The organism is Nitrosomonas sp. GH22 (assembly GCF_009833115.1).
GTDB classification, from domain to species: Bacteria; Pseudomonadota; Gammaproteobacteria; order Burkholderiales; family Nitrosomonadaceae; genus Nitrosomonas; species Nitrosomonas eutropha.
Genome location: NZ_QRCA01000009.1, coordinates 307,777 through 329,730, shown reverse-complemented (window position 1 = coordinate 329,730; position 21,954 = coordinate 307,777). Strand labels below are relative to the sequence as shown.

Annotated in this window: 21 protein-coding genes; 11 read left to right on the top strand and 10 right to left on the bottom strand. The window is 49.3% G+C overall.

Annotated features, from left to right (window positions below; translation table 11 throughout):
• The first annotated feature begins 101 nt into the window (after nt 1-101).
• Nucleotides 102-2,132, top strand: coding sequence for a TonB-dependent hemoglobin/transferrin/lactoferrin family receptor (locus tag ABF86_RS03540; RefSeq protein WP_240142199.1), 2,031 nt, complete (start codon nt 102-104; stop codon nt 2,130-2,132).
• A 55-nt stretch (nt 2,133-2,187) separates the two neighbouring features.
• On the opposite strand, the gene ABF86_RS13065 is transcribed toward ABF86_RS03540, so the two are convergent.
• Both ABF86_RS13065 and ABF86_RS03530 read right to left on the bottom strand, forming a co-directional pair.
• Entirely contained in the window at nt 2,188-2,382 is a 195-nt protein-coding gene (locus ABF86_RS13065; protein WP_074684920.1) for a hypothetical protein, read from the bottom strand.
• A gap of 188 nt (nt 2,383-2,570) precedes the next feature.
• Nucleotides 2,571-4,448, bottom strand: coding sequence for an alpha-amylase family glycosyl hydrolase (locus tag ABF86_RS03530; protein WP_074684919.1), 1,878 nt, complete (start codon nt 4,446-4,448; stop codon nt 2,571-2,573).
• Nucleotides 4,449-4,539: 91 nt separating this feature from the next.
• Here ABF86_RS03530 and ABF86_RS12720 point away from each other — a divergent pair, with 91 nt between their 5' ends.
• The 5 genes from ABF86_RS12720 to ABF86_RS03505 all read left to right on the top strand — a co-directional run bounded on the left by ABF86_RS12720 (nt 4,540) and on the right by ABF86_RS03505 (nt 7,548).
• On the top strand, nt 4,540-4,917 hold the full coding sequence (locus ABF86_RS12720; RefSeq protein ID WP_240142198.1) for a hypothetical protein: 378 nt from the start codon (nt 4,540-4,542) through the stop codon (nt 4,915-4,917).
• 44 nt (nt 4,918-4,961) lie between these two features.
• Nucleotides 4,962-5,099, top strand: a complete 138-nt coding sequence (locus ABF86_RS03520) for a hypothetical protein (RefSeq protein WP_176752566.1) — start codon at nt 4,962-4,964, stop codon at nt 5,097-5,099.
• Between the two features lie 165 nt (nt 5,100-5,264).
• Nucleotides 5,265-5,453, top strand: coding sequence for a hemin uptake protein HemP (locus ABF86_RS03515; protein WP_011633809.1), 189 nt, complete (start codon nt 5,265-5,267; stop codon nt 5,451-5,453).
• A gap of 157 nt (nt 5,454-5,610) precedes the next feature.
• Entirely contained in the window at nt 5,611-6,345 is a 735-nt protein-coding gene (locus tag ABF86_RS03510; RefSeq protein ID WP_074684918.1) for a DUF2325 domain-containing protein, read from the top strand.
• Between the two features lie 210 nt (nt 6,346-6,555).
• Nucleotides 6,556-7,548: a multicopper oxidase domain-containing protein gene (locus ABF86_RS03505; protein WP_011633807.1), complete on the top strand. Its 993-nt coding sequence runs from the start codon at nt 6,556-6,558 to the stop codon at nt 7,546-7,548.
• A gap of 136 nt (nt 7,549-7,684) precedes the next feature.
• Here ABF86_RS03505 and ABF86_RS03500 read toward each other — a convergent pair whose 3' ends face one another.
• The 3 genes from ABF86_RS03500 to ABF86_RS03490 all read right to left on the bottom strand — a co-directional run bounded on the left by ABF86_RS03500 (nt 7,685) and on the right by ABF86_RS03490 (nt 9,614).
• Complete coding sequence (locus ABF86_RS03500) at nt 7,685-8,380, bottom strand: FAD-dependent oxidoreductase (RefSeq protein ID WP_074684917.1); 696 nt, start codon at nt 8,378-8,380, stop codon at nt 7,685-7,687.
• An 84-nt stretch (nt 8,381-8,464) separates the two neighbouring features.
• Complete coding sequence (locus tag ABF86_RS03495) at nt 8,465-8,629, bottom strand: PEP-CTERM sorting domain-containing protein (protein ID WP_083341427.1); 165 nt, start codon at nt 8,627-8,629, stop codon at nt 8,465-8,467.
• Between the two features lie 70 nt (nt 8,630-8,699).
• Nucleotides 8,700-9,614, bottom strand: coding sequence for a LysR family transcriptional regulator (locus ABF86_RS03490; RefSeq protein WP_240142197.1), 915 nt, complete (start codon nt 9,612-9,614; stop codon nt 8,700-8,702).
• A gap of 153 nt (nt 9,615-9,767) precedes the next feature.
• Here ABF86_RS03490 and ABF86_RS03485 point away from each other — a divergent pair, with 153 nt between their 5' ends.
• The gene (locus ABF86_RS03485) at nt 9,768-10,631 is read left to right on the top strand and encodes a pirin family protein (RefSeq protein ID WP_074684915.1); all 864 of its coding nucleotides are present in this window, start codon (nt 9,768-9,770) and stop codon (nt 10,629-10,631) included.
• A gap of 47 nt (nt 10,632-10,678) precedes the next feature.
• Nucleotides 10,679-11,059, top strand: a complete 381-nt coding sequence (locus ABF86_RS03480) for a DoxX family protein (RefSeq protein WP_074684914.1) — start codon at nt 10,679-10,681, stop codon at nt 11,057-11,059.
• 118 nt (nt 11,060-11,177) lie between these two features.
• Here ABF86_RS03480 and ABF86_RS03475 read toward each other — a convergent pair whose 3' ends face one another.
• Nucleotides 11,178-11,399 carry a hypothetical protein gene (locus tag ABF86_RS03475; protein WP_074684913.1) on the bottom strand — a complete coding sequence of 74 codons (222 nt, stop codon included), beginning with the start codon at nt 11,397-11,399 and terminating at the stop codon, nt 11,178-11,180.
• Between the two features lie 129 nt (nt 11,400-11,528).
• Between ABF86_RS03475 and ABF86_RS03470 the strand changes: the two genes are divergently transcribed.
• The gene (locus tag ABF86_RS03470; RefSeq protein ID WP_160803459.1) at nt 11,529-13,865 is read left to right on the top strand and encodes an acyl-CoA dehydrogenase; all 2,337 of its coding nucleotides are present in this window, start codon (nt 11,529-11,531) and stop codon (nt 13,863-13,865) included.
• A complete protein-coding gene (locus tag ABF86_RS03465; protein ID WP_011633799.1) occupies nt 13,862-15,700 on the top strand; it encodes a long-chain fatty acid--CoA ligase in 1,839 nt (612 codons plus the stop codon). Before ABF86_RS03470 ends, ABF86_RS03465 begins: the two co-directional genes overlap by 4 nt.
• A 90-nt stretch (nt 15,701-15,790) precedes the next feature.
• Here ABF86_RS03465 and ABF86_RS03460 read toward each other — a convergent pair whose 3' ends face one another.
• The 4 genes from ABF86_RS03460 to galU form a co-directional block, all read right to left on the bottom strand.
• A complete protein-coding gene (locus ABF86_RS03460; RefSeq protein ID WP_011633798.1) occupies nt 15,791-17,506 on the bottom strand; it encodes a hypothetical protein in 1,716 nt (571 codons plus the stop codon).
• Nucleotides 17,507-17,534: 28 nt separating this feature from the next.
• Nucleotides 17,535-18,893: an NAD-dependent succinate-semialdehyde dehydrogenase gene (locus ABF86_RS03455; RefSeq protein ID WP_011633797.1), complete on the bottom strand. Its 1,359-nt coding sequence runs from the start codon at nt 18,891-18,893 to the stop codon at nt 17,535-17,537.
• Nucleotides 18,894-18,912: 19 nt separating this feature from the next.
• Complete coding sequence (locus tag ABF86_RS03450) at nt 18,913-19,638, bottom strand: hypothetical protein (RefSeq protein ID WP_256201559.1); 726 nt, start codon at nt 19,636-19,638, stop codon at nt 18,913-18,915.
• Between the two features lie 171 nt (nt 19,639-19,809).
• Nucleotides 19,810-20,697: a UTP--glucose-1-phosphate uridylyltransferase GalU gene (gene galU, locus ABF86_RS03445; protein WP_011633795.1), complete on the bottom strand. Its 888-nt coding sequence runs from the start codon at nt 20,695-20,697 to the stop codon at nt 19,810-19,812.
• Between the two features lie 264 nt (nt 20,698-20,961).
• Here galU and ABF86_RS03440 point away from each other — a divergent pair, with 264 nt between their 5' ends.
• On the top strand, nt 20,962-21,951 hold the full coding sequence (locus ABF86_RS03440) for a cytochrome ubiquinol oxidase subunit II (RefSeq protein ID WP_160803458.1): 990 nt from the start codon (nt 20,962-20,964) through the stop codon (nt 21,949-21,951).
• Nucleotides 21,952-21,954 lie beyond the last annotated feature (3 nt).

Below are 21,954 nucleotides of genomic sequence, written 5' to 3'. Positions count from 1 at the left end.
CAGCCAGCCAGAAATTACTCATTTCTGGAGGAAGTATTTTTATGTCACCGAGATGCAAGCATTATCCAGCCGCACTCAACATTTTTTATTTTGCAATCATCATGGCTGTATCGATGTTTTCTAATGCTGTTCATGCACAGACAACATCAGCTGGCACAAAATCTGAAAGTAGGCTGGCTTCCGCTGACTTGAAGGAAATCACCGTTACCGCTACCCGCACCAGTCGAAAGGTAAGCGAAGTGCCCGAATCAGTCAGTGTGGTCGATACCGAGCAGATACGGACCCGGCAAGCAGCTGATATAGGAGATGTCCTCCGTTACCTGCCTAACGTTGAACTGGGTGGTGGGCCGCGCAATCTGGGCCTTAGTCCGGTCATGCGCGGCATGGGGGATGATCGCATCCTGTTCCTGCTGGATGGTGCCAGACAGGATTTCAACCGTGGTCACAATGCCCGCATCTTTACCGACCCTAGTCTGCTCAAGCGCGTGGATGTCATGCGCGGGCCGGCTTCCACCGTATGGGGCAGTGGCGCGCTCGGTGGCGTTATCTCCTTAACCACGCTGGATGCAACCGATCTGCTGCGTTCCGGTGAGCGTTTCGGCATGAAAGTTCGAGGGGGATTCCAGAGCATGAACGAGCAATATATTCCCGGCATCAGTGCTTACGGGCTGGTTGGAGAACAATTCGATTATCTGCTTGATTTTTCCTACCGTAATGCAGCCGACGATATCCGTCACGGCGACGGCTCCAAACTACAAAACTCCCGCTTTGAATCCTATGCCAGTCTGGCCAAATTTAACTGGACACCAGGCGATCATCGCTTCACATTTTCTGCACAAACGTTCGATCAGGCCGGTAAAGTACCTTCCAACTCGCAAGCCGCTTCTACGGCCAACACACTGGTAGATCGGGATACCGAGCAGCGCAACTATACACTGCGCTATCGTTATGAAAATGTGGATAATGCCTGGCTCAATCCTGAAGTACTGGTCTACCACAATACCACCTACAGTCTCGAGAAACGGTTATTTGACCGGCGGCGCGATGAAACTGATTTCTCCACGACCGGCATCAATGCACGCAACAGCTCGCGCCTTGAGCTGAACAGTTTTACAACCCAATTAATTACCTATGGCGTTGATTATTTTCATAATGAAGCTAAAGGCAAACGCAATGGCGCCACACGACCGGAATTCCCCCGGGGCGAAGCAGATGTCGTTGGCCTGTATTTGCAGGATGAAATCACGTTGTGGGAACGATTGTCACTCATTCCTGGTATACGTTGGGATTATTTCAGCAGTAAGGCAGATGGCATATCCGTCTCCAATCAAAATGATCGCGTCAATTTCAAGCTTGGTGGACTGCTTAAGGTAACTGAATGGTTCTCAATCACTGGTGGCTACAGCGAAGCATTTCGCGCACCGACACTAGGCGAACTGTTTACGACCGGCACACATTTCACTTGTGGACCAGGGTGTTCCAATCTGTTTACCCCCAATCCCGATCTTAAACCGGAAACTGCCTTCAATAAGGAAATTGGCGCACGCATACAAAAATCGAATCTGCTGTTTGAAAACGATCAACTGACGATGCGCGGAACTTATTTCCATAATAAGGTTAAAAATTTCGTTGATCTGATGGTTGATTTTGTCTTTCGCCCGGTTCCTGGCAACCCAGGCAGAGGCGGCACCACAACCAGTGACAATGTACATGATGCCCTGCTGAAAGGATTCGAAATAGAGACCAGCTATGCGGCGAAATATGGCTACACCGGCTTCTCCTACGCTCAGACCCGGGGTCACAACCGGACGAGTGGCGGGGTATTGTCCAATGTTCAGCCAGATAAATGGATTGTAATGGCCGGGTTAAATTGGCCAACTCATGATCTTTCCCTGGGCTGGCGCAGCAGTATTGTCAGTGCACAACATCGTGTACCAACAGGTGGCACCCCGACACCTGGCTATACACTGCATGATCTAACATTAACCTGGCTGCCACAAAACGGCCCGGCTAAAGGGTTACGTCTTGATTTTGGAATCGACAATCTGACTGACAAGGATTATCGCCGTCACCTCAACGTGTTGAAAGATCCGGGACGCAACTACAAACTGGCTGTTTCATATCAATTCTGATTCGTGCTATCCAGCTTTGCTCATGTAGGGACTTGAATCTGAATTGTGTGGCAGGTTACAGCAGCTGTTCAATATCACTGGCCGATGATTCCGACTTATCTTCCCGATAGTGGCGATAAAGCATTTCCAGCCCTTGATATTGCAGATCAAAACTACACTGACTGGCGATGTTCATCATCAGTAGAACTTTATTACCCTGATAATCACTGAGCAACTTATCCTGCCCGCTATTTTTGACAACACGCCTCACTCTATACAATGCATGCACTTTTAAGCATAGTCTTGATTAGGGTTATAAACGAACCACAAAAGACGCCTGTACTCAAAACATAATGACTCATTTAGGTATGCTGGCGACCATCAAAATCAAGAGTAGCGGGAACATGGAACCCTCTTATCAAATTTTTATTTATCCAACAATAAATACCCTTGCGACTCCTACACCGTCCAAATCCGACCATAATGGGAAGGAACCTTGAGCCAAGTTTGTTGAAGGGGTGTAATTCCTTTGAGCCCCAGATCACCGCCATGAAGTTCTTCATTGTAGTCGCCACCGATGGGAAACCAGAAAGGTACCGTCTGATCAATATCGCCGATGTTAATCGCAACAAGCGTGTATTGTGCGTCGCTGTAACGTGCGAACAGCAAGACACGCTTTGAAAGATAGCGGTCCCAATCATTAAAGAAAAAATAATTGCCGCGACGGATCTGCGACTGATCGCGCCGGATGCGTAACAGCTTTCTTACCAGTTGCACCAACTGCTGACCCGGGCTGTCGTAGAAATAATCCCACCGTAGCGAGCGCAAAAGCCCCACGCGCCCTGCGCCGAAATCGGGCAAAAAATAGCTTTCACCAAATTCCTCACCTTGCCACAACATCGGTACGCCTTTACTCATCAGCATGGCGATGAGATAGGGCTGGAGCATGTACCAGCGACTGCGGTCGCCCTCGAGAAAAAGCGGATTACCGGCTTCGTCCGGATTCATCAAACCGAAATTACAAATGAAGCGCTCGTGATCGTGATTCTCAATGTATTGCAACGCAGTTTTAGTAATCACGTCTCCATTGGTGTTCTCTTGCTCCGGGTAACCAAGTAAACCGAGCGATAAACCCCAGTCAGCCAGTCGCCTCTGGTCGCCACGTGCCACCGCCTTGGCAGCGTCGAAGGTATGATTCTGCCAGGTGCTGTTGGAGTAAGTTGTGCGCAGCACCTCCTCTGGCCCTTCTAATTGCTCGGCACATTGAATGAGCCTGAGCGACGTGCCTGCACCCGCGTTGAAACGATTCCAATAGCGCTGATTTTGCGCAATCTTGTTTTTGGTGAGTTGGTAAGTCTCATAGACAAGGTTTGCATATCCCACACCGAATGGCCCATCCCAGTAATTCGGCACGCAATCGTAGCGCAGCCCGTCGATGTGATAAACCTCGAGCCAATGATGGTTAACCGTGAAAAAATAGTTGCGTGTGAATGGGCTCTCAAAGTTTGTGCTCTTTCCAAAGCTGCTGAAGTAATCTTTGGCGAAAGATCCCATAAAAGGGTTTTCGTGATACTGCAGGCGATTGTAAGCGTCGTAGTAGGAAAAATCGACTCCGGTATGACCATATACGACGTCGACAATGACGGCGATGCCTTGCTGATGAGCAATATCAACGAGTTTCTGGAAGTCAGAGCGCTTACCGAATCGTTCATCAACACCGAAATAGCCGATGGGGAGATATCCCCAATCGACCGACATGGCAACGTTTGACAACGGCATGATTTCGATAGCGTTCACGCCGAGATCGCTAAGATAGACCATGAGATCGCGCGTGCGCTCCAGGTCGCCGCCAAGCTCCGCGATGTTAATTTCATAAATTATCAGATCAGAGAGCTCCGGCGTGCGCCAATTTGCCTCGGCTACACTCCAGTTATACGGTTGATAACCGAGCGTAAACGCTGAAAGCTTACCAACGCCAAACTCCCGCGCGCACGGATCGATGATCCAGTCGAGGATGCCGACATTCGGATTGTTGATCTGATAGCGATAGACATACCGTCCAGCCGTACCCCAGGCCGATCCGGGATTTGCCGGTGTCGTCCCGACAATCGGCACAGTCGCCGACCAAAAGTCGCCGTAAGGCGAACGCACGCTATGGGCCATGGGGAATTCCCGTGGCGGAATCTCCTGCAAAAACTGATCGTGCTCGTGAATAATCTTGACCGTGACTGCATTACCGTCGACAGCCGACACCCAAGGTAGCCAGAATCCGAAACTCACCGTGCCATTGGTCTCGACGGCACCCAGAATGCTGAGAGGAAGCAAGTTGCTAGCCATAAGAGCAAATCTCCATAAAGATCAATCAATCGAACCGCCACGCAATTATCAATTGTTTATCCGACAAGCTGCTCACAACGCCTTCCATTGAATGTGCCGGACAGCACACGACCAGTATGTGTCTGTGACACGCCATGTACCCGTTGCCATCGGCGTCATGCGCAACGATAGCACGCGTGTGTCCGGAAGAACCATAAACTCCTTGTTCGCATCATTGCCATTGGCTTCGAGAGAGGCAGTGCGTGCAGCTTTCATGACTACACTATCTACGCCAGTCGAAAATATGCCAGTATTGTTGCAATGGTTATCTCAAACCATCCCGCTCACTCATTTTTTGATCATTATCGAAGGCTGTTTTCTCAAGGCGCTTCCACCCTGGGACATCCTTGCAAACCTCTGGCCACTGACAGCGATTTCCCTCACTACACTGCCCATGGTAATCATCTTTACCCGTAACCGGTTGCAATAAAAACGAGAATCTGGATTCTCAACCTAAACCACGTAAAACGAAAAATGAAGAAAAAGACATTGATCACTGGACGCTCCAGTGGTATCAGCCATTGCACTGCTCATGGCCTGCAAAAGCGCGGCTATCATGTCTTTGCTACTGCCCGTCGACGGGCAAATGTAGATATGCGTTACCGGGCATAAGGATTGAAAAGTTTCCAGTCAAAGTCGCCAAAAGAGAAATAACCGGGGAAATTAATCTCTGCACCCCTTCCAAAATTCAATTTGCTTCCAAAAAACGCTTGCACAAATTATTTTTACCAGTATAATGATAATCATTCTCATTAACTAATTTGACTGGAACGAGATATGAATACCATCAATACCGAATATCATACGGATCCTAAATTGAATGATGGACTGATTTCACAGTTTCCCATCAAGTTGATCAGCAGCAAAACTTTGTTCGGGATAGGCAATGAAATACTTATTCAGCATCGGGGCGAGCAATATCACTTACGCCTGACACGCAACGATAAACTGATACTGACAAAATAATTTACAAGCGTATTTTTGATCTACGTTCAAAGCTGACGGATATTAACTTTCATAGCAATCACTGGCAGTTCTCTCTCTCCTCTTCCAGTGATTTATGACGGCAAGCCAGCCCCTCCTCCCGGGGCAAGCCAGCCTTTTTTCTGAGATGGAATTGATTATGAAATTTCTGGAAAAAACAGCATTGGCGTCAGTCGGTCAGGATGCACAGCCAAATTTCAGCAAATTACCCGAAATTCATCGAAGCAAAGCAGTGTTCACCACATTTTCCTATCAAGACAAGCAACAAGCTCCCAGGCTGGGATGGAGATTAAAGCATTTGTATCACTTGATCTGTTCAGCTTTGTCACGCACCGCGCATGGGAACACAGTCCGACTTCAGCCTGAAAATCCCGCATACACCAAAACTCCGATTGATTGCCACGTCAATACCAACACACTGAAAACGCCAGTTGATGCCAGTTTGCACTGGATCAGATCAGGCCAGCCACATCCATATCTCGTCACACCCGCTATCAGCTGTCCGAAAGATGGTTGCTGTCATCTCATTGATCAGTCTGTTTTATGTATAGGCGGACGTGCAGCACTCTATCCGGATTATCACCGTCTGATTGAGGCTGCTGGTGGCCACTTTATGGCATTTCGCAGTAGCGTGCAGGGCAATGCAAATTGTCTACTCGCTCTGCTTGATTGCGTAAATATCGTGATTTGTCCGGCGGACTGCATCAACCATGAAGATTTTTTTACCGTCAGACGATATTGCCAGCGTACTCGCAAATATTGCGTCATGTTGCAACGATCGGATCTGGTTACTTTTGGCAAGGCGGTTGAGATTCTCTCCCGAGGCAGCCGTTATCTGAACAAACCGGGTTCATCACATTTGCCAGCAACTTGATCATTACACACATAACATCTGTTACTCAGGATCCTCTGAAAATATTAATGAAGAAGCCAGCACAAGGTAAACACAGGCGAAAAATACGGTTTACAGCTAGTAAATGCGTATTTTGAGACTGTGTTTACCGTAGTGAGGCAACACAGATCATTTTTCAGAGTATCCCTAACAGCGTCATGCGTTGAGAGCAAACTAAAAGAGAGTCCATCCATGTATACAAAAAACAGCTATCCATTCTTATGGTCATATCCGATTTTGTTTGTTTTTCTGCTTCTGCTGGTGGCATCTTTTTCAGTACAAGCCAGGGACACACAAGAGTACTGGATCGCCGCAGAAAAGACAGATTGGAATTATGCGCCATCTGGCGGAAATCTGATCAATCCCGAAAATGGTCTGGGTGTCTACGGAAACACATTGGTTTACACCAAATATCGCTATATCGGTTATACCGACAACAGTTACTCCCAACCTATATCTCAGCCTGAATGGATGGGGATTCTAGGTCCCACCATCCGCGCAGTAGTGGGCGATATCATCAAGGTCCATTTTCTGAACAACACTGATCTGCCACTTTCAATACACCCTCATGGCGTGATGTATAACAAGGATAATGAAGGTGCTGATGGTGGTGCGGGCGGCAGTATTCCTCCGGGTGGACGCTACACTTATACCTGGGTCGTTGATCGGGATGCCGGCCCCGGTCCGGATGACCCTTCATCCATTGTCTGGCTCTATCACTCGCATGTCATGGCAGAACACGAAATCAACCTGGGGTTAATCGGAACCATCATTGTCACCGCTGCTAATAAAGCGCGTTCGAATAGAGGCCCTATTCCACGCGATGTAGATCAGGAGTTTATCGCGCTATACATGATATTCAACGAAGAAAATGATGAGGAAAGCGGCCTGAAACATACGATCAATGGCCGGATTTTCGGCAATCTGTCTGGCTTTGAAACTACACGTGGCCAGCGTGTTCGCTGGCATCTGATCGCACTGGGCAATGAAGTGGATAACCACACAGTACATTGGCATGGGCAGACCGTGCTGGATAATGGTCGCCGAACTGATGTAATCGAGATCATGCCTGCCAGCATGAGATCTGTTGACATGGTTCCCCGTTCACCAGGCAACTGGTTATTCCACTGCCACGTCAACGATCATATGATGGCTGGAATGTCCACTCGCTGGCTGGTGAAATAGTAGAAGGCTCCCTTTTTTACAGGGGGCCTTGAATCAGAATGATCCTGCGGATAGATCAATTGAGCTTTTTCGGTGCAAAGTACCAGATCAGATATAAATAAATGTCAGTAGAATTTTTTGTCGTCATATGCTTGTGCTAGTATCCTTCAAACTCTTCTGTTCTGATGTTGTCTTCATCAGCGCCAATCTCAATCAGCAGTGCGCGCATGGCCTTAACCATGCCTTCCGGGCCAGACAAATAATAGCGCGACGCAATAATATCAGGCACATGTTGTTTGATGAGCTCTGCATTAACGTGACCTTGGGTTGATGTGTACACCGGTACAAAAGTAAAATTTTTATTTTCTCCTGCAAGCCATTTCAGATCATCAGTGTAAGCAGCCTGTGCAGGTGTGCGGTTGGCGTAAATCAGTGTGATTTTGTAATTTGTCTTGTCATGCGTAGCCTGCGCAATAATGCTGCGCACTGGTGTAATACCAATGCCACCTGTGATAAACACTACCGGTACAGCCTCGTTTTTTTGTAGTGTGAAATCTCCCCACAGCGCAAGCAGTTGCACCATGGTCCCTTCCGGAACTTTGGCTGCTGCTCTTTTATAGAGCGAATCACGCATGCGGGTAGCCATGCGCAACGTATCCTCAAATGGTGCACTAACGAATGAAAAACCATGTTTGTTATTGCTGTCGTTCAGCCCGGTAGAAGGCGGCAGCACCAGATCACCATATTGACCCGCACGATACTCAAAGCCCTTGGGCTTTTCCAGCGTGAATTCCATAGTTCCTTCAGCTATTTCCTTTTTCTGCAATAACCTGACATCATAACTGGTCGGCATAATTGAATTTAACTCCTCTAAAATGTAAAGATCGGCTTGACTATTGCACGCATGTGCAGCGGGAAAATGTGTTGATTGCTGCTATTAGCTGGCCAGGGCACTCCGGCGCCACTGCCACAACATCATCATGCTACCCAGTCCGATCAACAAGACAGTGGCTGGTTCAGGAATAGGATTTTTTGGATTCCCCACATCTGCAACAGTTAGACGAAGCACCTGACTGTAATCAGTATCACTACTGAAGAGCATTAAAACAGCCTCAGATTACTTGTCAAGCTTCTGCGCCTCATCCCGTACAGCTGATAGTTTGGAGAAAACTTCATGAAATCTTTTTTGTATGGCGTAAGCAAGAATCCCAATAAGGCATTTCTTCAAATCGCTTGCTCAGAAAATCGACGAATGCTCTGACACGCTGCGAGAGGTGACGAGTTTGCGGGTAGATAGCATAGGCTGCCAGTTGCGAATAGTGATATTCCGTTAATATCGGCAGCAACGCGCCGTGTTCAATTTCCCGATAAACAATGAAAGCTGGCAGCAATACGATACCCAGCCCATCGACGGCGGCATCACGCAGAAATTCGCCATTACTGGCTTTCAGGTAGGGCGTAATTCTAGTTTTGATCAATTGTCCCGTAGAGTCATACACATTCCAGTTATCGCTATTACTGATCAGGCTGTAGGCCAGACAACGATGCCCGATGAGCTCTTCAGGTGTCTGCGGCGTACCCATGTGTTCCAAATACGCCGGGCTGGCGCACATAACGGCTTGAACCGGTGCCAGGTAACGCGCGATCAGGCTGGAATCAGGCAAACTGGCAATACGGATGGCAAGATCAAAACCTTCCGCCAGCAAATCAACCTGACGGTCATTGAAATCCAGATCAAATTTGATATCCGGATGAGTATGCAGGAATGCGGTGATGGCCGGGCCCAGATGCATCAAACCAAAGCTAAGTGGAACTGCCACTTTCAAATTACCTTTTAAAGCACCATGAAATTGCGATACGGCGTGCTCGGCTTCGAGAATATCCGCGAGGATACGAACAGATTGTTCGTAAAAAGCACGCCCGCTGTCGGTAAGCTTCATTTGCCGCGTGGTACGATGAAATAACTGAACGCCCAAGTGTGCTTCCAGTTCCTTTAATCGTCGGCTGATGACAGATTTGGCCACATCCATACGATCCGCAGCTGCACTGATACCACCCGCTTCCACAATGTGCGCAAATGTATTCATGTTCTCAAATCGATCCATAGGAGCCTTTTGTCGTTCTGAATACAAGAACAATTTTTTACATAAAACACTATTTATTCTTATTACTACAACGTAGATAATGCTTCTGGTAAGCAGAACCTGTCAATGCATGACAGGACGGAAAAGGAGAAAACAATGAATACCTTAGTAAATTCTGTACGAATCATTCCCGCGACAGCAGTACCTGAAGGGGCCGGCGTAATCGTGCACCGCACCATCGGCACAGCAGCATTGCGCAATTATGATCCTTTCCTGTTACTGGATCACATCAGCAGTGACAATCCGAATGATTACATTGCCGGCTTTCCGTCACATCCGCACCGGGGGTTTACCACTTTCACCTATATGCTGGATGGCTATATGCAGCATCAGGACAGCATGGGCAATACCGGCAACCTCGAACCGGGCTCAGCACAGTGGATGAAAGCGGCCAGCGGGGTGATTCATTCTGAAATGCCGAAACAGGAAAATGGCTTGCTGCGTGGATTTCAACTGTGGATTAACCTGCCCGCGGTCAACAAAATGGATCATCCGGAATATCAGGAATTTCCTGCAGCGGCATTCCCAGTGATAGAAACAGCAGACTACCGGCTGAAAGTGTTAATTGGCCGTTTCGGCGATACCGTTGCACCGATCCAGGATGATTTGACGCAGGTAACTTATTTTGATGTACAGCTACAGCCCGGACGGCATTTTCAGCACCAGTTGCCGGCGCAGAACACAAGCTTCACTTATGTATTTGAAGGCAATGGACAATTTAACGGACAGGCTGTCGCACTTCATTCTTTGGTTGTGATAGGTGTTGACGACAGTATTTTCGACTTCGTGGCAGGAGAACAAGGGGCACGTTTCATTGTAGTCAGCGGAAAACCGTTGCACGAGCCAATCGTGCAGTATGGCCCGTTTGTCATGAGCACTCGCGAACAAATTGATGAGGCGCTACAGGATTACCAATCCAATCAGTTTGTGCGTGATAAAGCATGGATTAAACGCAAGTAATAAAAAGTATTTTTAAGAAACACCAGCTTACTGGCAAGGAGATTCAAATGGAAAAAATCAGTCAATTCGTTGCACGTTTGCTTCTGGCACAAATATTTTTACTCGCAGGTATTTCAAAAATTAGTGGCTATGCAGATACACAAGGCTATATGGATGCAATGGGCGTTCCAGGAACACTATTGCCACTGGTCATTCTGCTTGAAGTGGGTGGGGCTCTGGCAATTATCATTGGCTGGAAAACCCGCCTGGTATCTGTCGCTCTGGCAGTGTTCGCACTGGCAGCTGCCGTGATTTTTCACCATGATCTTGCTGATCAAACACAAATGATTATGTTCACGAAAAATATTGCCATCGCAGGTGGCTTCATTCTGCTGGCAGTGCATGGTGCCGGTGGCTACAGCCTGGACAGCCGTCGCAGCAGAGCTTGATGAAATCATAGATATCCGAAACTGATCGTTAGGGAACCTCTGCACGGATCCTCCATGAGCCGCGTTGCTGGCAAAATCGCAATGATCGCAGGGCATGCTGCCGCAGGTCGTAGTCATCCTACGAAGCCCAGCCCAGGGGCACAACACGACGAGTGCGCGATTTTGCTGCAACCCGCATGGGAATCTGGTTTTTCGGGATTCTGAATTTGGCAATAGTCAGATCAACAAAGCCATTCTTCTTCAGCATATGCCAGTCATTCGGCATATCATGGCGCATTGTCAAGGCAGCATGCAGGCCAATTTCATCAATCAGAATACTGCCCAATGCTTCGAGGTACATTTGTTACCGGAAAAATCAAGCTTCTCCAAGTTTGTTGAGCATCAGTACGGATACAAACAAAATCTTGACAGCATCCTATTCTCGGGTAGTGTAGCGATCAATAATCACTAAAAATTCATGGAGAAAGCCATGCCCGAGTTTGTTTTGCTCCTGTTTGTCGCGTTGCTTGTCCTCATCGTGGCATTATTCACGGTGCCATTTCTGCGTCGCAACATTGTCTCCAACCTTGCCTTGAGAGTTTTTCGCAAGCTGTTGCCACAAATTTCCCAAACCGAGCAGGAGGCACTCGATGCTGGTACCGTCTGGTGGGAAGGTGAACTCTTCAGCGGCAAACCAAATTGGGGCAAGCTGCTGGCCTATCCCAAACCAACTTTGAGTACGGAGGAACAGGCTTTTCTCGATGGCCCCGTTGAGCAGTTATGTGCCATGCTGGATGAATGGCATATCACGCATGAACGGCATGATCTTCCGCCTGATGTCTGGCAATTTATCCGGGGAAACCGCTTTTTTGCACTGATTATTCCCAAGGAATACGGTGGGCTCGGCTTTTCTGCACTGGCACATTCAGAAGTGGTGATGAAAATCAGTTCGCGCAGCAACACCGCAGCGGTTACGGTGATGGTGCCCAACTCACTCGGTCCGGCCGAGTTATTGCTGCATTACGGAACGGAAGAGCAGAAAAATCATTATTTGCCGCGCTTGGCCAATGGTACCGAAATCCCCTGCTTTGCATTGACCGGGCCGGAAGCCGGTTCGGATGCCGGATCCATTCCGGATGCCGGCATCGTCTGCCGCGCTGAATTTAATGGTCAGCCGGATGTACTGGGAATACGCATCAACTGGGAAAAACGCTATATCACGCTGGGGCCGGTTGCCACCTTGCTGGGGCTTGCATTCAGACTATATGATCCGGATGGATTGCTTGGCGGTGAAAAAGATATCGGCATTACGCTGGCACTGATTCCGACCAATACACCGGGGATTGATATTGGTCGCAGACATTTTCCCCTGAATGGTGTTTTCCAGAATGGGCCCAATTCCGGCAAGGATGTTTTCATTCCCATGGACTGGATCATTGGTGGACAGGAAAAAGCAGGACAAGGCTGGCGCATGCTGATGAACAGTCTTTCCGTCGGCCGATCGATTTCGCTGCCGGCCACCAGTGTCGGTGCAGCCAAGTTATCTGCCTGGAGCAGCGGTGCCTATGGTCGGGTACGCGTACAATTCAGATTGCCAATTGGTTATTTCGAGGGGGTGGAGGAAGCACTTGCCCGCATCGCCGGCAACACCTATATGATGGATGCCGCACGCGTCATGACTGCCGGTGCAGTTGATCTAGGCGAGGAGCCCTCGGTCATTTCAGCAATCGTCAAATATCATCTGACCGAACGCAGCCGCCAGGCGATTAACGATGCCATGGATATTCACGGCGGCAAGGGAATTTGTCTGGGGCCCTCCAATTATCTGGCACGCACCTATCAGCAGACACCGGTGGGAATCACCGTAGAAGGTGCCAATATCCTGACACGCAACATGATCATCTTTGGACAAGGTGCTATCCGTGCCCATCCTTTCACGCTGCAGGAAATCAGCGCAGCTTGGGATCAAGACAGGAAGCGCAGTCTGCAAGCGTTTGATAAGGCATTGATCGGACACGTAGCCTTTACCTTGCGCAATGCATTCTGCAGTCTGATTTTTGGTTTCAGTCTGCGATTGATCAAAGAAGTGCCGGCAAATGCAGCCAGTGAAACTGTCAATTACTACCGACAGCTGACACGTTTCTCTGCTTCCTTTGCGCTGCTAACGGATGTTGCCATGCTGAAGCTGGGTGGCACACTCAAGCGGCGTGAACGTCTTTCCGCACGTCTGGGCGATGTGCTCAGCCAGTTGTATCTTTGTTCAGCCACGCTTAAACGTTTTGAGGATGATGGCCGCCCTGCTGCCGATCTGCCATTTTTACACTGGTCCATGCAGGATGCACTCTACCGTATGCAGCAAGCACTCCATGAATTCCTGCTTAATTTCCCGGTCAGCAAAGTCACGCGGTGCCTGTTGCGACTCATGGTTTTTCCGCGCGGCATGCGCTGCCAGCCGCCTCCTGATACGCTTTCACATCAAGTCGCCCGGCTCATTCTGACCCCTGGAGAAGCACGTGATCGCCTGACAATGGGAATTTACCTGCCGGCTGACGAGGATGATCCTCTGGCATTACTCGGGCAAGCCATGGTTAGCGCCATCTCCTGCGAACCAATTGAAGCCAGACTGAGGCAAGCAGTCAAAGATAAAACCCTGACTACCCACGAAGATGAACAAATCAATCAGGCGCTGGCGCAAGGCATTATTAGCGATAGAGAAGCTACTTTACTGGCAGAAATGAAAGCCTTGCGCCACCGCGTCATCATGGTGGATGATTTCTCACCTGATTTGCAGCAGGTGGGTAATCCACAAGGAGAAATTCCGGCATGAATCATATAACTGCCGCCACACCATCCCGGAACATAGACGTGATCCCCGTTGAAACGGCCCGGACGCTTGATGGGTTGTTCCAAGAACGGGTCAGACGCACCCCCCACACAACCGCCTATCGTGACTACGATGTCAGCCAGGAAGCCTGGCTGGATTACACATGGGATGATATGGCCAGCGCTGTTAAACTCTGGCGGACTGCATTTTCCCGGGAAAATCTCTCTCCTGGCGATCGGGTGGCCATCATGGTGCGTAATTGCCCGCAATGGGTCATGTTTGAACAGGCAGCACTTGGGTTGGGATTGGTGGTCGTACCGCTTTATATCGAGGATCGGGCTGAGAATGCCGCCTGGTGTCTGGATAATGCAGGTGCCAGTCTGCTGCTACTGGAGAACATGGCGCGGTGGGAGGCATTTAGCCAAGTTGCCGGGCAACTTGGCCAACTGAAGCGCATCGTCATTATGAGCACTACTTCACAAGACGTGCATCTGACAGGTCATCAACGCGCCATCGCATTGCGGGACTGGCTGCCGGAAAAACCGGAGAATAGTCCACTCGCTGAGAATCAGCCTGATTCCCTGGCCACCATTATTTACACTTCCGGTACAACTGGTCGCCCGAAAGGAGTAATGCTGAGCCATCACAATATTTTGTCCAATGCCCATGCTTGTGCACAGATTGTTACGGTGACGCCGGATGATATATTGTTGTCGTTTTTGCCGCTGTCCCACACTTTTGAGCGCACAGCCGGCTACTACACTCCCATGCTATGTGGCGCAACAATCGCCTATGCACGTTCCACTCGCCAGTTATCGGAAGATCTCTTGATCATCCGGCCCACCATTTTGATTTCAGTACCCAGAATTTACGAGAGAATCTATGTGGGAATCCAGGAAAAACTGGCCGAAGGCTCTGCAGTGGCCAGACTGTTATTCAAGCTGGCTGTCGATGTGGGATACAGCCGTTTTGAATATCAGCAGGGACGTACTGGCTGGCGAATTTCACACCTGCTGTGGCCACTGCTTGATCGATTGATCGCCCGCAAGGTGATGGAAAAACTGGGCGGACGGCTGTGGCAAGTAATGAGTGGAGGCGCAGCATTATCGCCAGAAGTTTCGCATACTTTTATCGCACTGGGATTACCTATCCTGCAAGGTTACGGGCTGACCGAAACCAGCCCGGTCGTCTGCGCCAACCGGTTGAACGATAATGTCCCGGCCAGCGTCGGTAAACCTATTCCCGGAGTGGAGGTCAAGCTGGGCGAGCAGAATGCCTTGCTGATTCGCGGTCCCAACGTCATGCTGGGTTACTGGAACAATCCGGAAGCCACCAGTGCCATCTTATCTGCAGATGGATGGCTTGATTCCGGAGATACCGCACAGATCGACGAACAGGGAAGAATCACCATTACCGGCCGGCTAAAGGATATTATCGTCACGTCCACCGGTGAGAAAATACCGCCAGCTGACATGGAAGCGGCCATTTTGCATGATCCGATCTTCGAACAGGTCATGATTATTGGAGAAGGACGTTCCTATTTGAGCGCGCTGGTTGTCCTGAGCAAGCATGGATGGGAAGTCGTTGCTACGCACTGCAATACAAAAAATGATCCGCATGCACTGGCTTATGATGAATATGCTGAAGAAATCATTCTGGAAAAAATCGCCCGACAGATCAGCGGCTTCCCAGGCTACGCCAAAGTTCACCGTGCACTGCTTATTCCTGAACCCTGGACAGTAGAGAATGAAATGCTCACTCCCACTCTCAAATTAAAACGAAAAAATATTTATAAACACTACCAGGCCGAAATTGACAAGCTTTATGTCAGCCATTAAGTGTTCAGTCCTGGATGATTATAGATAAAGCCTGTTTACCCACCACTCCTAGCGTGAGCTACAGCCACTCACGCTAATCTTTACCCCGTTTTACCATCCCATACGTGAAGCAGAGAGTGGGATATCTGCATGTTCCCATGCTTTTTGGAAACGGGCCTTGATCACATCTGCTTCTACTGTTTTGTTTTGAGCACGTAAAGCTTGCTGCAAACCAAACAGTGCCCAACCATTATCGCGGTTGCGCCGCAGATCTTCCCAGTATACGGTCTCCGCTTCATCGGGACGATCTGCTTCCAGTAGAATCGCTCCTAATGCCAACCGTGGTGGATAATGCCATTCAGCAGGTTCTGTATAGACTAGGCCATCCTCAAGTCGGACTGCCCGTTCCAGGTGGGCAATGGCGACATCAAGTTTTCCATGTGCAGCGGCGAGTTCGCCTGCCAGTACTTCAGGGGCGATTCGCAATACGTTGTACGCCGTATTTTGAGAAAGCAACGGGGTATTAAGTGAAGGATCTTTTACAATTTTGTGCAATTGCGCTAATTCCATCCCGGCCTGTTGTAATTGTCCCATCGCTATATAGGCCAGGCCACGCACATAATGCCAGCTTCCTGTGAGAAAGGCGTTATCCGCAGGCGGAGCCGGTTCAGCAAGTACGCTTTGCCATTGGCCAAATCGGGCAAGTGTCCAGTAAGGCAAGACCCGGAAAATTGCAGTAAAAGGCATTTGACTCAGTAACTTATCATCCACTTTACTGGCTGCGTCACGAGCACTTTTAAGTGCCAGTGCATACTGACCGCTAGCTGAAGCCGCGAACCAGAGGAAATGAATGTTATGTGGATAGTACACCACCGGGTACAGCCCTTGCGCCTTGAACTGTGCGATATATTCCTCATCCGCCTTGATCGCCATCTGATTACTTTTTACAGCATCTGCATAGCGGCCTACACGTTGATAGATATGTGAAGCCATGTGAATCATGTGTCCGGCTTGTGGCATCAGTGTCAGCAATTTATCCGCTGCCTGTTCAGCTCGTTCTGGATTGGAGGTGGGCTCCATCAGATGAATATACATGTGCAGCGCCCCCGGATGGTTCGGGTAGCGACGCAACATATCTTCAGTCAATGCGACAATTTCATTTGTCCCTTCAAACGGGTAACCATCCCGCATCCAGTAGCCCCAAGGGCGAAGATCCATGGTGGATTCTACATACAGCATGGCAATATCCGGATCATCCGGGAACTGATGATGCACCTCACGCATGGCATCCGCATACGCTTTATCGTTGACTTTACGTGCTTCGGCCATGTCTGAATAGCGTTTTTCCAGTGCTTGTATCAGTGCCTGCTCTTTCGGCGACGCTGTGGTCATGAGTGATTTAGCCTGATTGATCAGCTTCACCGCCAACGATTCTTCACCGGCATCCATTGCTGCATTGATATTGGGGCCCAGCACCAGTGCTTGTCCCCAATAGGCCATTGCCAGCCCGGGATCCAGGCGGGCTGCCTCCTTGAATGCACGACCGGCTTCCGCATGATTGAAGCCGTAGGCAAGATTAATTCCCTGATTGATGAATTGTTGCGCCAGCTTGTTTTGTGTACTGACCGGGAAGGTATGTGTGCCGAGATTCAGGAGTGCCGAGGCTTGCCGTTCGTCCGCCAGCGATTCATCCGTCGTCGGTACAGCAGATTCCTGTCCGTATGTGGCAGGCATCTCGTTGCCGCCATGACCGGTATGCGCAAATGCACTGGGAATCCCGGCAACTGTCAGCATACAGCCGACCAATATGAATTTTGAAATAGGCATGTGAGTCTCTCCTGTATGGTTTTTATCTCTAGCTATCATAAACGTTAATGGTCTTGATATTGACAAATTCTCTCAATCCCCACCGGGAAAGCTCACGCCCCAGACCACTTTCCTTAATGCCACCAAAAGGCATGCGCGGATCCGATTTGGTGATGCTGTTGACAAACACGGCGCCTGCTTCCAGTTTGCGTGCGACCTGCTCGCCATACACCAGATCACGACTCCATACGCTCGCACCCAGGCCAAACCGGGTACTGTTAGCCAATGCAACGGCTTCATCTACGGATTGAGCGACGATGACCGGCACGACCGGGCCAAATACTTCTTCGGTCAGTACATTCATATCCGGAGTCACATTGGTCAACACAGTCGGCGGGAAATAAGCCCCCTGACGTTTGCCGCCTGTTCGTACCACCGCACCTTTCGCAAGTGCATCAGCCACGAATTGTTCCATTTTTTCTGCGGCCTGTTCATTGACCAGCGGACCAATATCCGTTTTTTCGTCGAGCGGATCCCCCACCACCAGTTTTTCAACTTCAGCCAGTAACGCTGCAGTAAATGCTTCCTGTACCTCCCGCAGAACGATGATGCGCTTCGCGGCAATGCAGCTCTGCCCGTTATTCTGAAATCTCCCGGTTACCGCTGCCTTTGCCGCAGCGGTAATATCTGCATCCGCCAGTACAACCAGGGGATCAGAACCCCCCAGTTCCAGTACGATTTTCTTCAGGTATTTTCCGGCTGTGGCAGCAATAATTTTGCCCGCTTCAGCGCTGCCAGTCAGTGAAACACCCTGACATAACGGATGAGCAATAATCTGTTCGATCTGTTCATGAGAAGCGAGAATCGTGCTGAACAGCCCTTGTGGAAACCCGGCTTCACTTACTGCCTCCTGAATATTCAGGGCAGATCCCGTGACATTGGCGGCATGTTTCAACAAAGCGCCATTGCCTGTCAGCAGTGTCGGAACCAGAAAACGAATCGCCTGCCAGAACGGAAAGTTCCAGGGCATAACCGCCAGAATGACCCCCAGCGGCTCAATAACGATACGATGTTTTCGGCCATCTGCTGCAACCTCTTCCTCAGCCAGCCAGGTTGCAGCGTTAGCTGCATACACTTCGCAGCACCAGGCACATTTTTCGATTTCCGCCCGTGCTGCGCGACTGGTTTTGCCCATTTCCTCTGACATCAGCCGGGCATATTGTTCAGATTTCTTTCGCAGAACTTCTGCCAGTTTCAGCAGCACTCCTGCCCGTTCAGACAAAGGCGTCTGCCGCCATGCCAGATGAGCCGCATGCGCATGTTCCAGCGCACTGAAGATCATCGTTTCGGAATAGCGCCTGTACGTTCGCAGTATTTTTCCGGTTGCAGGGTTTGTTGTCAGAATCATGACTCTCTCTACAAACCAATTAATATCTTGTCTGCAAGCTGAGCGGCTTCTCTTCTCCCAGCTGCTCAGCTGACAAAAAGCAGATTTCACCACCCTGTTGCATGCCCAGCTCGATAAATGTATCCACCACATCATCTGTCATATCCGATGCAGTAGCATCATCGTGAACAGTAACGATCTTTTGGTCAAAATCAATGATGCCCGGCTGAATATAGCCTTGACGCACGAACAAGCGCACTGCATTTCCTTCGGCCACAGCACGGAAAATAGTGGAAAAATCTGTCAGTAATTGATGAGCGTCGCGTGCCTGGGTAAGATGATGCAGAGCTGTTTTTGCCCGGTTGAGGCGATATTCAACCAGCATGGCCTGCACTTCCGGAATAATTTTTTCAGCAGGTACCTTTAAATCAGGCACAGTGGTGATTTCTCCGACGATATCGGTTGGCTGGTCACAAACCTCTTTGAAAAAGGCTGCATTGCGCGCATCGCCGACGATAATTACCGGCAAACGTTTACGCTCGGGATTGTTCTGAATTTCCTGTAAGCTTTTATCTACGCGGTTAAAGAATTCCTTGAGGTAGCCTGTATCATTGGGAATTTGGGCACGATCCAATCCCTCTGCAGCGAACGAAAACGGGCTCTCCATCGGAAAATTATTACCCGTTTGCAAAGTAGTTTGCGGGCCGAATTCATGGATTGGGCGATCTTTAAATGCTTCGATCAGTCGTGCGGATGTACGCGCAATGATCAGTATATAATTCAGACAAAATTTCAGAAATAAACCCCCACAGTTTATAACTTATGAAAATATAAAATCATGAAATGATGGAATTCAGCCTGAAATGTAAATCCTCAATTGAGGACTTACATTTCAGGCATCGTTAGTAAGAACAGATCCAGACACCACTTTAAACAATTAATTATCAGCCTTCAAATGTACGTCGCGTTGTTGCAGCCATGCTGAAAATTCGGCCCCAACTTCATCGTGGCACTCGCCAAGATCCACTGTTGCCTGCAAAAATCCCAGCTTGCTTCCACAATCGTAACGAACACCTTTGTAGCGATAAGCAAAAACCTTCTCGTGTTGCAAAAGTCGGGCAATACCGTCAGTGAGCTGAATTTCGCCACCGACACCGTGAGGCATGTTTTCCAGCTCTTTAAAAATACCCGGGGTCAAAACATAGCGACCAGCAACGGCCAGCGTTGTAGGCGCAACATCTGGAGCAGGCTTCTCAATAATTCCGCTGACGTCCACAAGGTCTGGCGCCACACTACGGCCGCTGACGATTCCGTAGCGCCTGGTATGTTCACGTGGTACATCCTGAACAGCCAGGATGCTGGCTTGCCTTTTGGCAAATTGCTCAACCATCTGCGCCATTACCGTAGGCTTCCCAATCATTAAATCGTCAGCGAGTAATACTGCAAAGGGTTCATGACCAACCAGCTCTTTTGAGCACAGCACCGCATGACCAAGCCCCATCGCACGGGATTGACGTACATAGGTGCAGACCATATCATCGGGAGCAATACCGCGAGCGACATCCAGCAACATGGTCTTGCCTGCCAACTCCAACTCATTTTCCAGCTCGTAGGCCGTATCGAAATGATCTTCGACGCTACGCTTGGTGCGGCCTGTCACAAAAATCATGTGTCGGATTCCGGCAGCATACGCCTCTTCAACGGCATATTGAATTAACGGTTTATCTACGACTGGTAACATCTCTTTGGCAGATGCCTTGGTTGCAGGTAGAAAGCGGGTGCCAAGACCTGCGATCGGGAATACAGCTTTTTTTACTACGCTCATGATAGAAGATTATTTTGTTCAAATTCAAATAAGGATACTCGATCGGTACTAATTTTCCTATGATGAAGCCGGCATAGTTATATTATGTTATGACATGGATGCACAAAACTGAACTCCGATCAATACGAAGCAATAAATTGCTCTGGTAGATGAATCATACTGCAAGCCAGTTTTTGAACTGGTCAATATGCATGAGTATCTAATGTAGGACTGGTTGATCGTAGTTTGTAGTTATTATCGACGCAGAGCCAAATGAGAACAGTGATGCCCAAATCCACAACGCCAGTGTCTGTGCTACACATGCATGGCCTTGGCTTACAACAAACCGGCACTTTGTCTGTTCATTATGTTGCACTCTTGTTGCTCTCAGGATGTAACAGTGCCGAACATTTGAGCTTCCTCAATCCACAAGGCCCAATTGCGACAGCTCAAAGTGAACATTTCTGGCTGGTCGTGGCCATCCTCTTCATTCTGATTGCGCTGCCTGTGTTTATCGGTACGGCGTGGATTGCATGGCACTATCGCTATGGCGCCACCAAATCCAAATACGTGCCACGATGGGAGATCTTCAAACCACTCGAATATTTCAGTTGGGGCATCCCAATCGCCATTGTTCTTTTTTTAAGCGTCTTGGTATGGGAAGATACAGAACGCTTTGACCCTTATCACACCCTTGCGTCCAGTAAACCAGCAACCCATGTCCAGGTAATTGGCTACGATTGGAAGTGGCTCTTTGTTTATCCTGAGCATGGCATTGCCAGCGTCGGCATGCTGGCGTTTCCTGCCGAGCAGCCGCTAACCATGGAGCTGACTTCAGCCACGGTGATGCAATCATTTTTCATTCCAGCATTAGGCAGCCAGATTTATGCCATGGGCGGCATGGTCACACAGCTCAATCTGCAAGCCGACCGGCCGGGCCACTTCCTCGGTGAAAACACCATGTATAGCGGCGATGGCTTCCACCAGCAAAAGTTTGTCGCTGTGGCGATGACGCTGACAGACTTTGATGCCTGGGTGCAGCAAGTCCGCGCTACCGGAATCCCGTTCGATGCAGCCGCATTGAACGCCATTGCAACGCAAGGAACCAAGGCACAGCTGAGCACAGCGCTGGCACCAGCAGCTCCGACCTTCGATGGTAATGTTTACTTCACAGGCGTGAAAGCTAATTTCTTCACCGATTTAGTGATATCAGTCATGGATGAGAAACCATTGCCGTCAACCGCGCTGGCGCCCGCGATCACTAAGGGTCAATAACCT

Excerpts from the sequence above, each read along its gene's own strand:
- ABF86_RS03515 (WP_011633809.1), top strand. The coding sequence starts at position 5,265 with ATGAATACCATCAATACCGAATATCATACGGATCCTAAATTGAATGAT.
- ABF86_RS03500 (WP_074684917.1), bottom strand. The coding sequence starts at position 8,380 with ATGCCGACCAGTTATGATGTCAGGTTATTGCAGAAAAAGGAAATAGCT.
- ABF86_RS03460 (WP_011633798.1), bottom strand. The coding sequence starts at position 17,506 with ATGCCTATTTCAAAATTCATATTGGTCGGCTGTATGCTGACAGTTGCC.
- ABF86_RS03465 (WP_011633799.1), top strand. The coding sequence starts at position 13,862 with ATGAATCATATAACTGCCGCCACACCATCCCGGAACATAGACGTGATC.
- ABF86_RS12720 (WP_240142198.1), top strand. The coding sequence starts at position 4,540 with ATGTGCCGGACAGCACACGACCAGTATGTGTCTGTGACACGCCATGTA.
- ABF86_RS03510 (WP_074684918.1), top strand. The coding sequence starts at position 5,611 with ATGAAATTTCTGGAAAAAACAGCATTGGCGTCAGTCGGTCAGGATGCA.
- ABF86_RS03530 (WP_074684919.1), bottom strand. The coding sequence starts at position 4,448 with ATGGCTAGCAACTTGCTTCCTCTCAGCATTCTGGGTGCCGTCGAGACC.
- ABF86_RS03505 (WP_011633807.1), top strand. The coding sequence starts at position 6,556 with ATGTATACAAAAAACAGCTATCCATTCTTATGGTCATATCCGATTTTG.
- ABF86_RS03490 (WP_240142197.1), bottom strand. The coding sequence starts at position 9,614 with ATGAATACATTTGCGCACATTGTGGAAGCGGGTGGTATCAGTGCAGCT.
- ABF86_RS03455 (WP_011633797.1), bottom strand. The coding sequence starts at position 18,893 with ATGATTCTGACAACAAACCCTGCAACCGGAAAAATACTGCGAACGTAC.
- ABF86_RS03475 (WP_074684913.1), bottom strand. The coding sequence starts at position 11,399 with ATGTACCTCGAAGCATTGGGCAGTATTCTGATTGATGAAATTGGCCTG.
- ABF86_RS03485 (WP_074684915.1), top strand. The coding sequence starts at position 9,768 with ATGAATACCTTAGTAAATTCTGTACGAATCATTCCCGCGACAGCAGTA.
- galU (WP_011633795.1), bottom strand. The coding sequence starts at position 20,697 with ATGAGCGTAGTAAAAAAAGCTGTATTCCCGATCGCAGGTCTTGGCACC.
- ABF86_RS03440 (WP_160803458.1), top strand. The coding sequence starts at position 20,962 with ATGCCCAAATCCACAACGCCAGTGTCTGTGCTACACATGCATGGCCTT.
- ABF86_RS03540 (WP_240142199.1), top strand. The coding sequence starts at position 102 with ATGGCTGTATCGATGTTTTCTAATGCTGTTCATGCACAGACAACATCA.
- ABF86_RS03480 (WP_074684914.1), top strand. The coding sequence starts at position 10,679 with ATGGAAAAAATCAGTCAATTCGTTGCACGTTTGCTTCTGGCACAAATA.
- ABF86_RS03495 (WP_083341427.1), bottom strand. The coding sequence starts at position 8,629 with ATGCTCTTCAGTAGTGATACTGATTACAGTCAGGTGCTTCGTCTAACT.
- ABF86_RS03520 (WP_176752566.1), top strand. The coding sequence starts at position 4,962 with ATGAAGAAAAAGACATTGATCACTGGACGCTCCAGTGGTATCAGCCAT.
- ABF86_RS03470 (WP_160803459.1), top strand. The coding sequence starts at position 11,529 with ATGCCCGAGTTTGTTTTGCTCCTGTTTGTCGCGTTGCTTGTCCTCATC.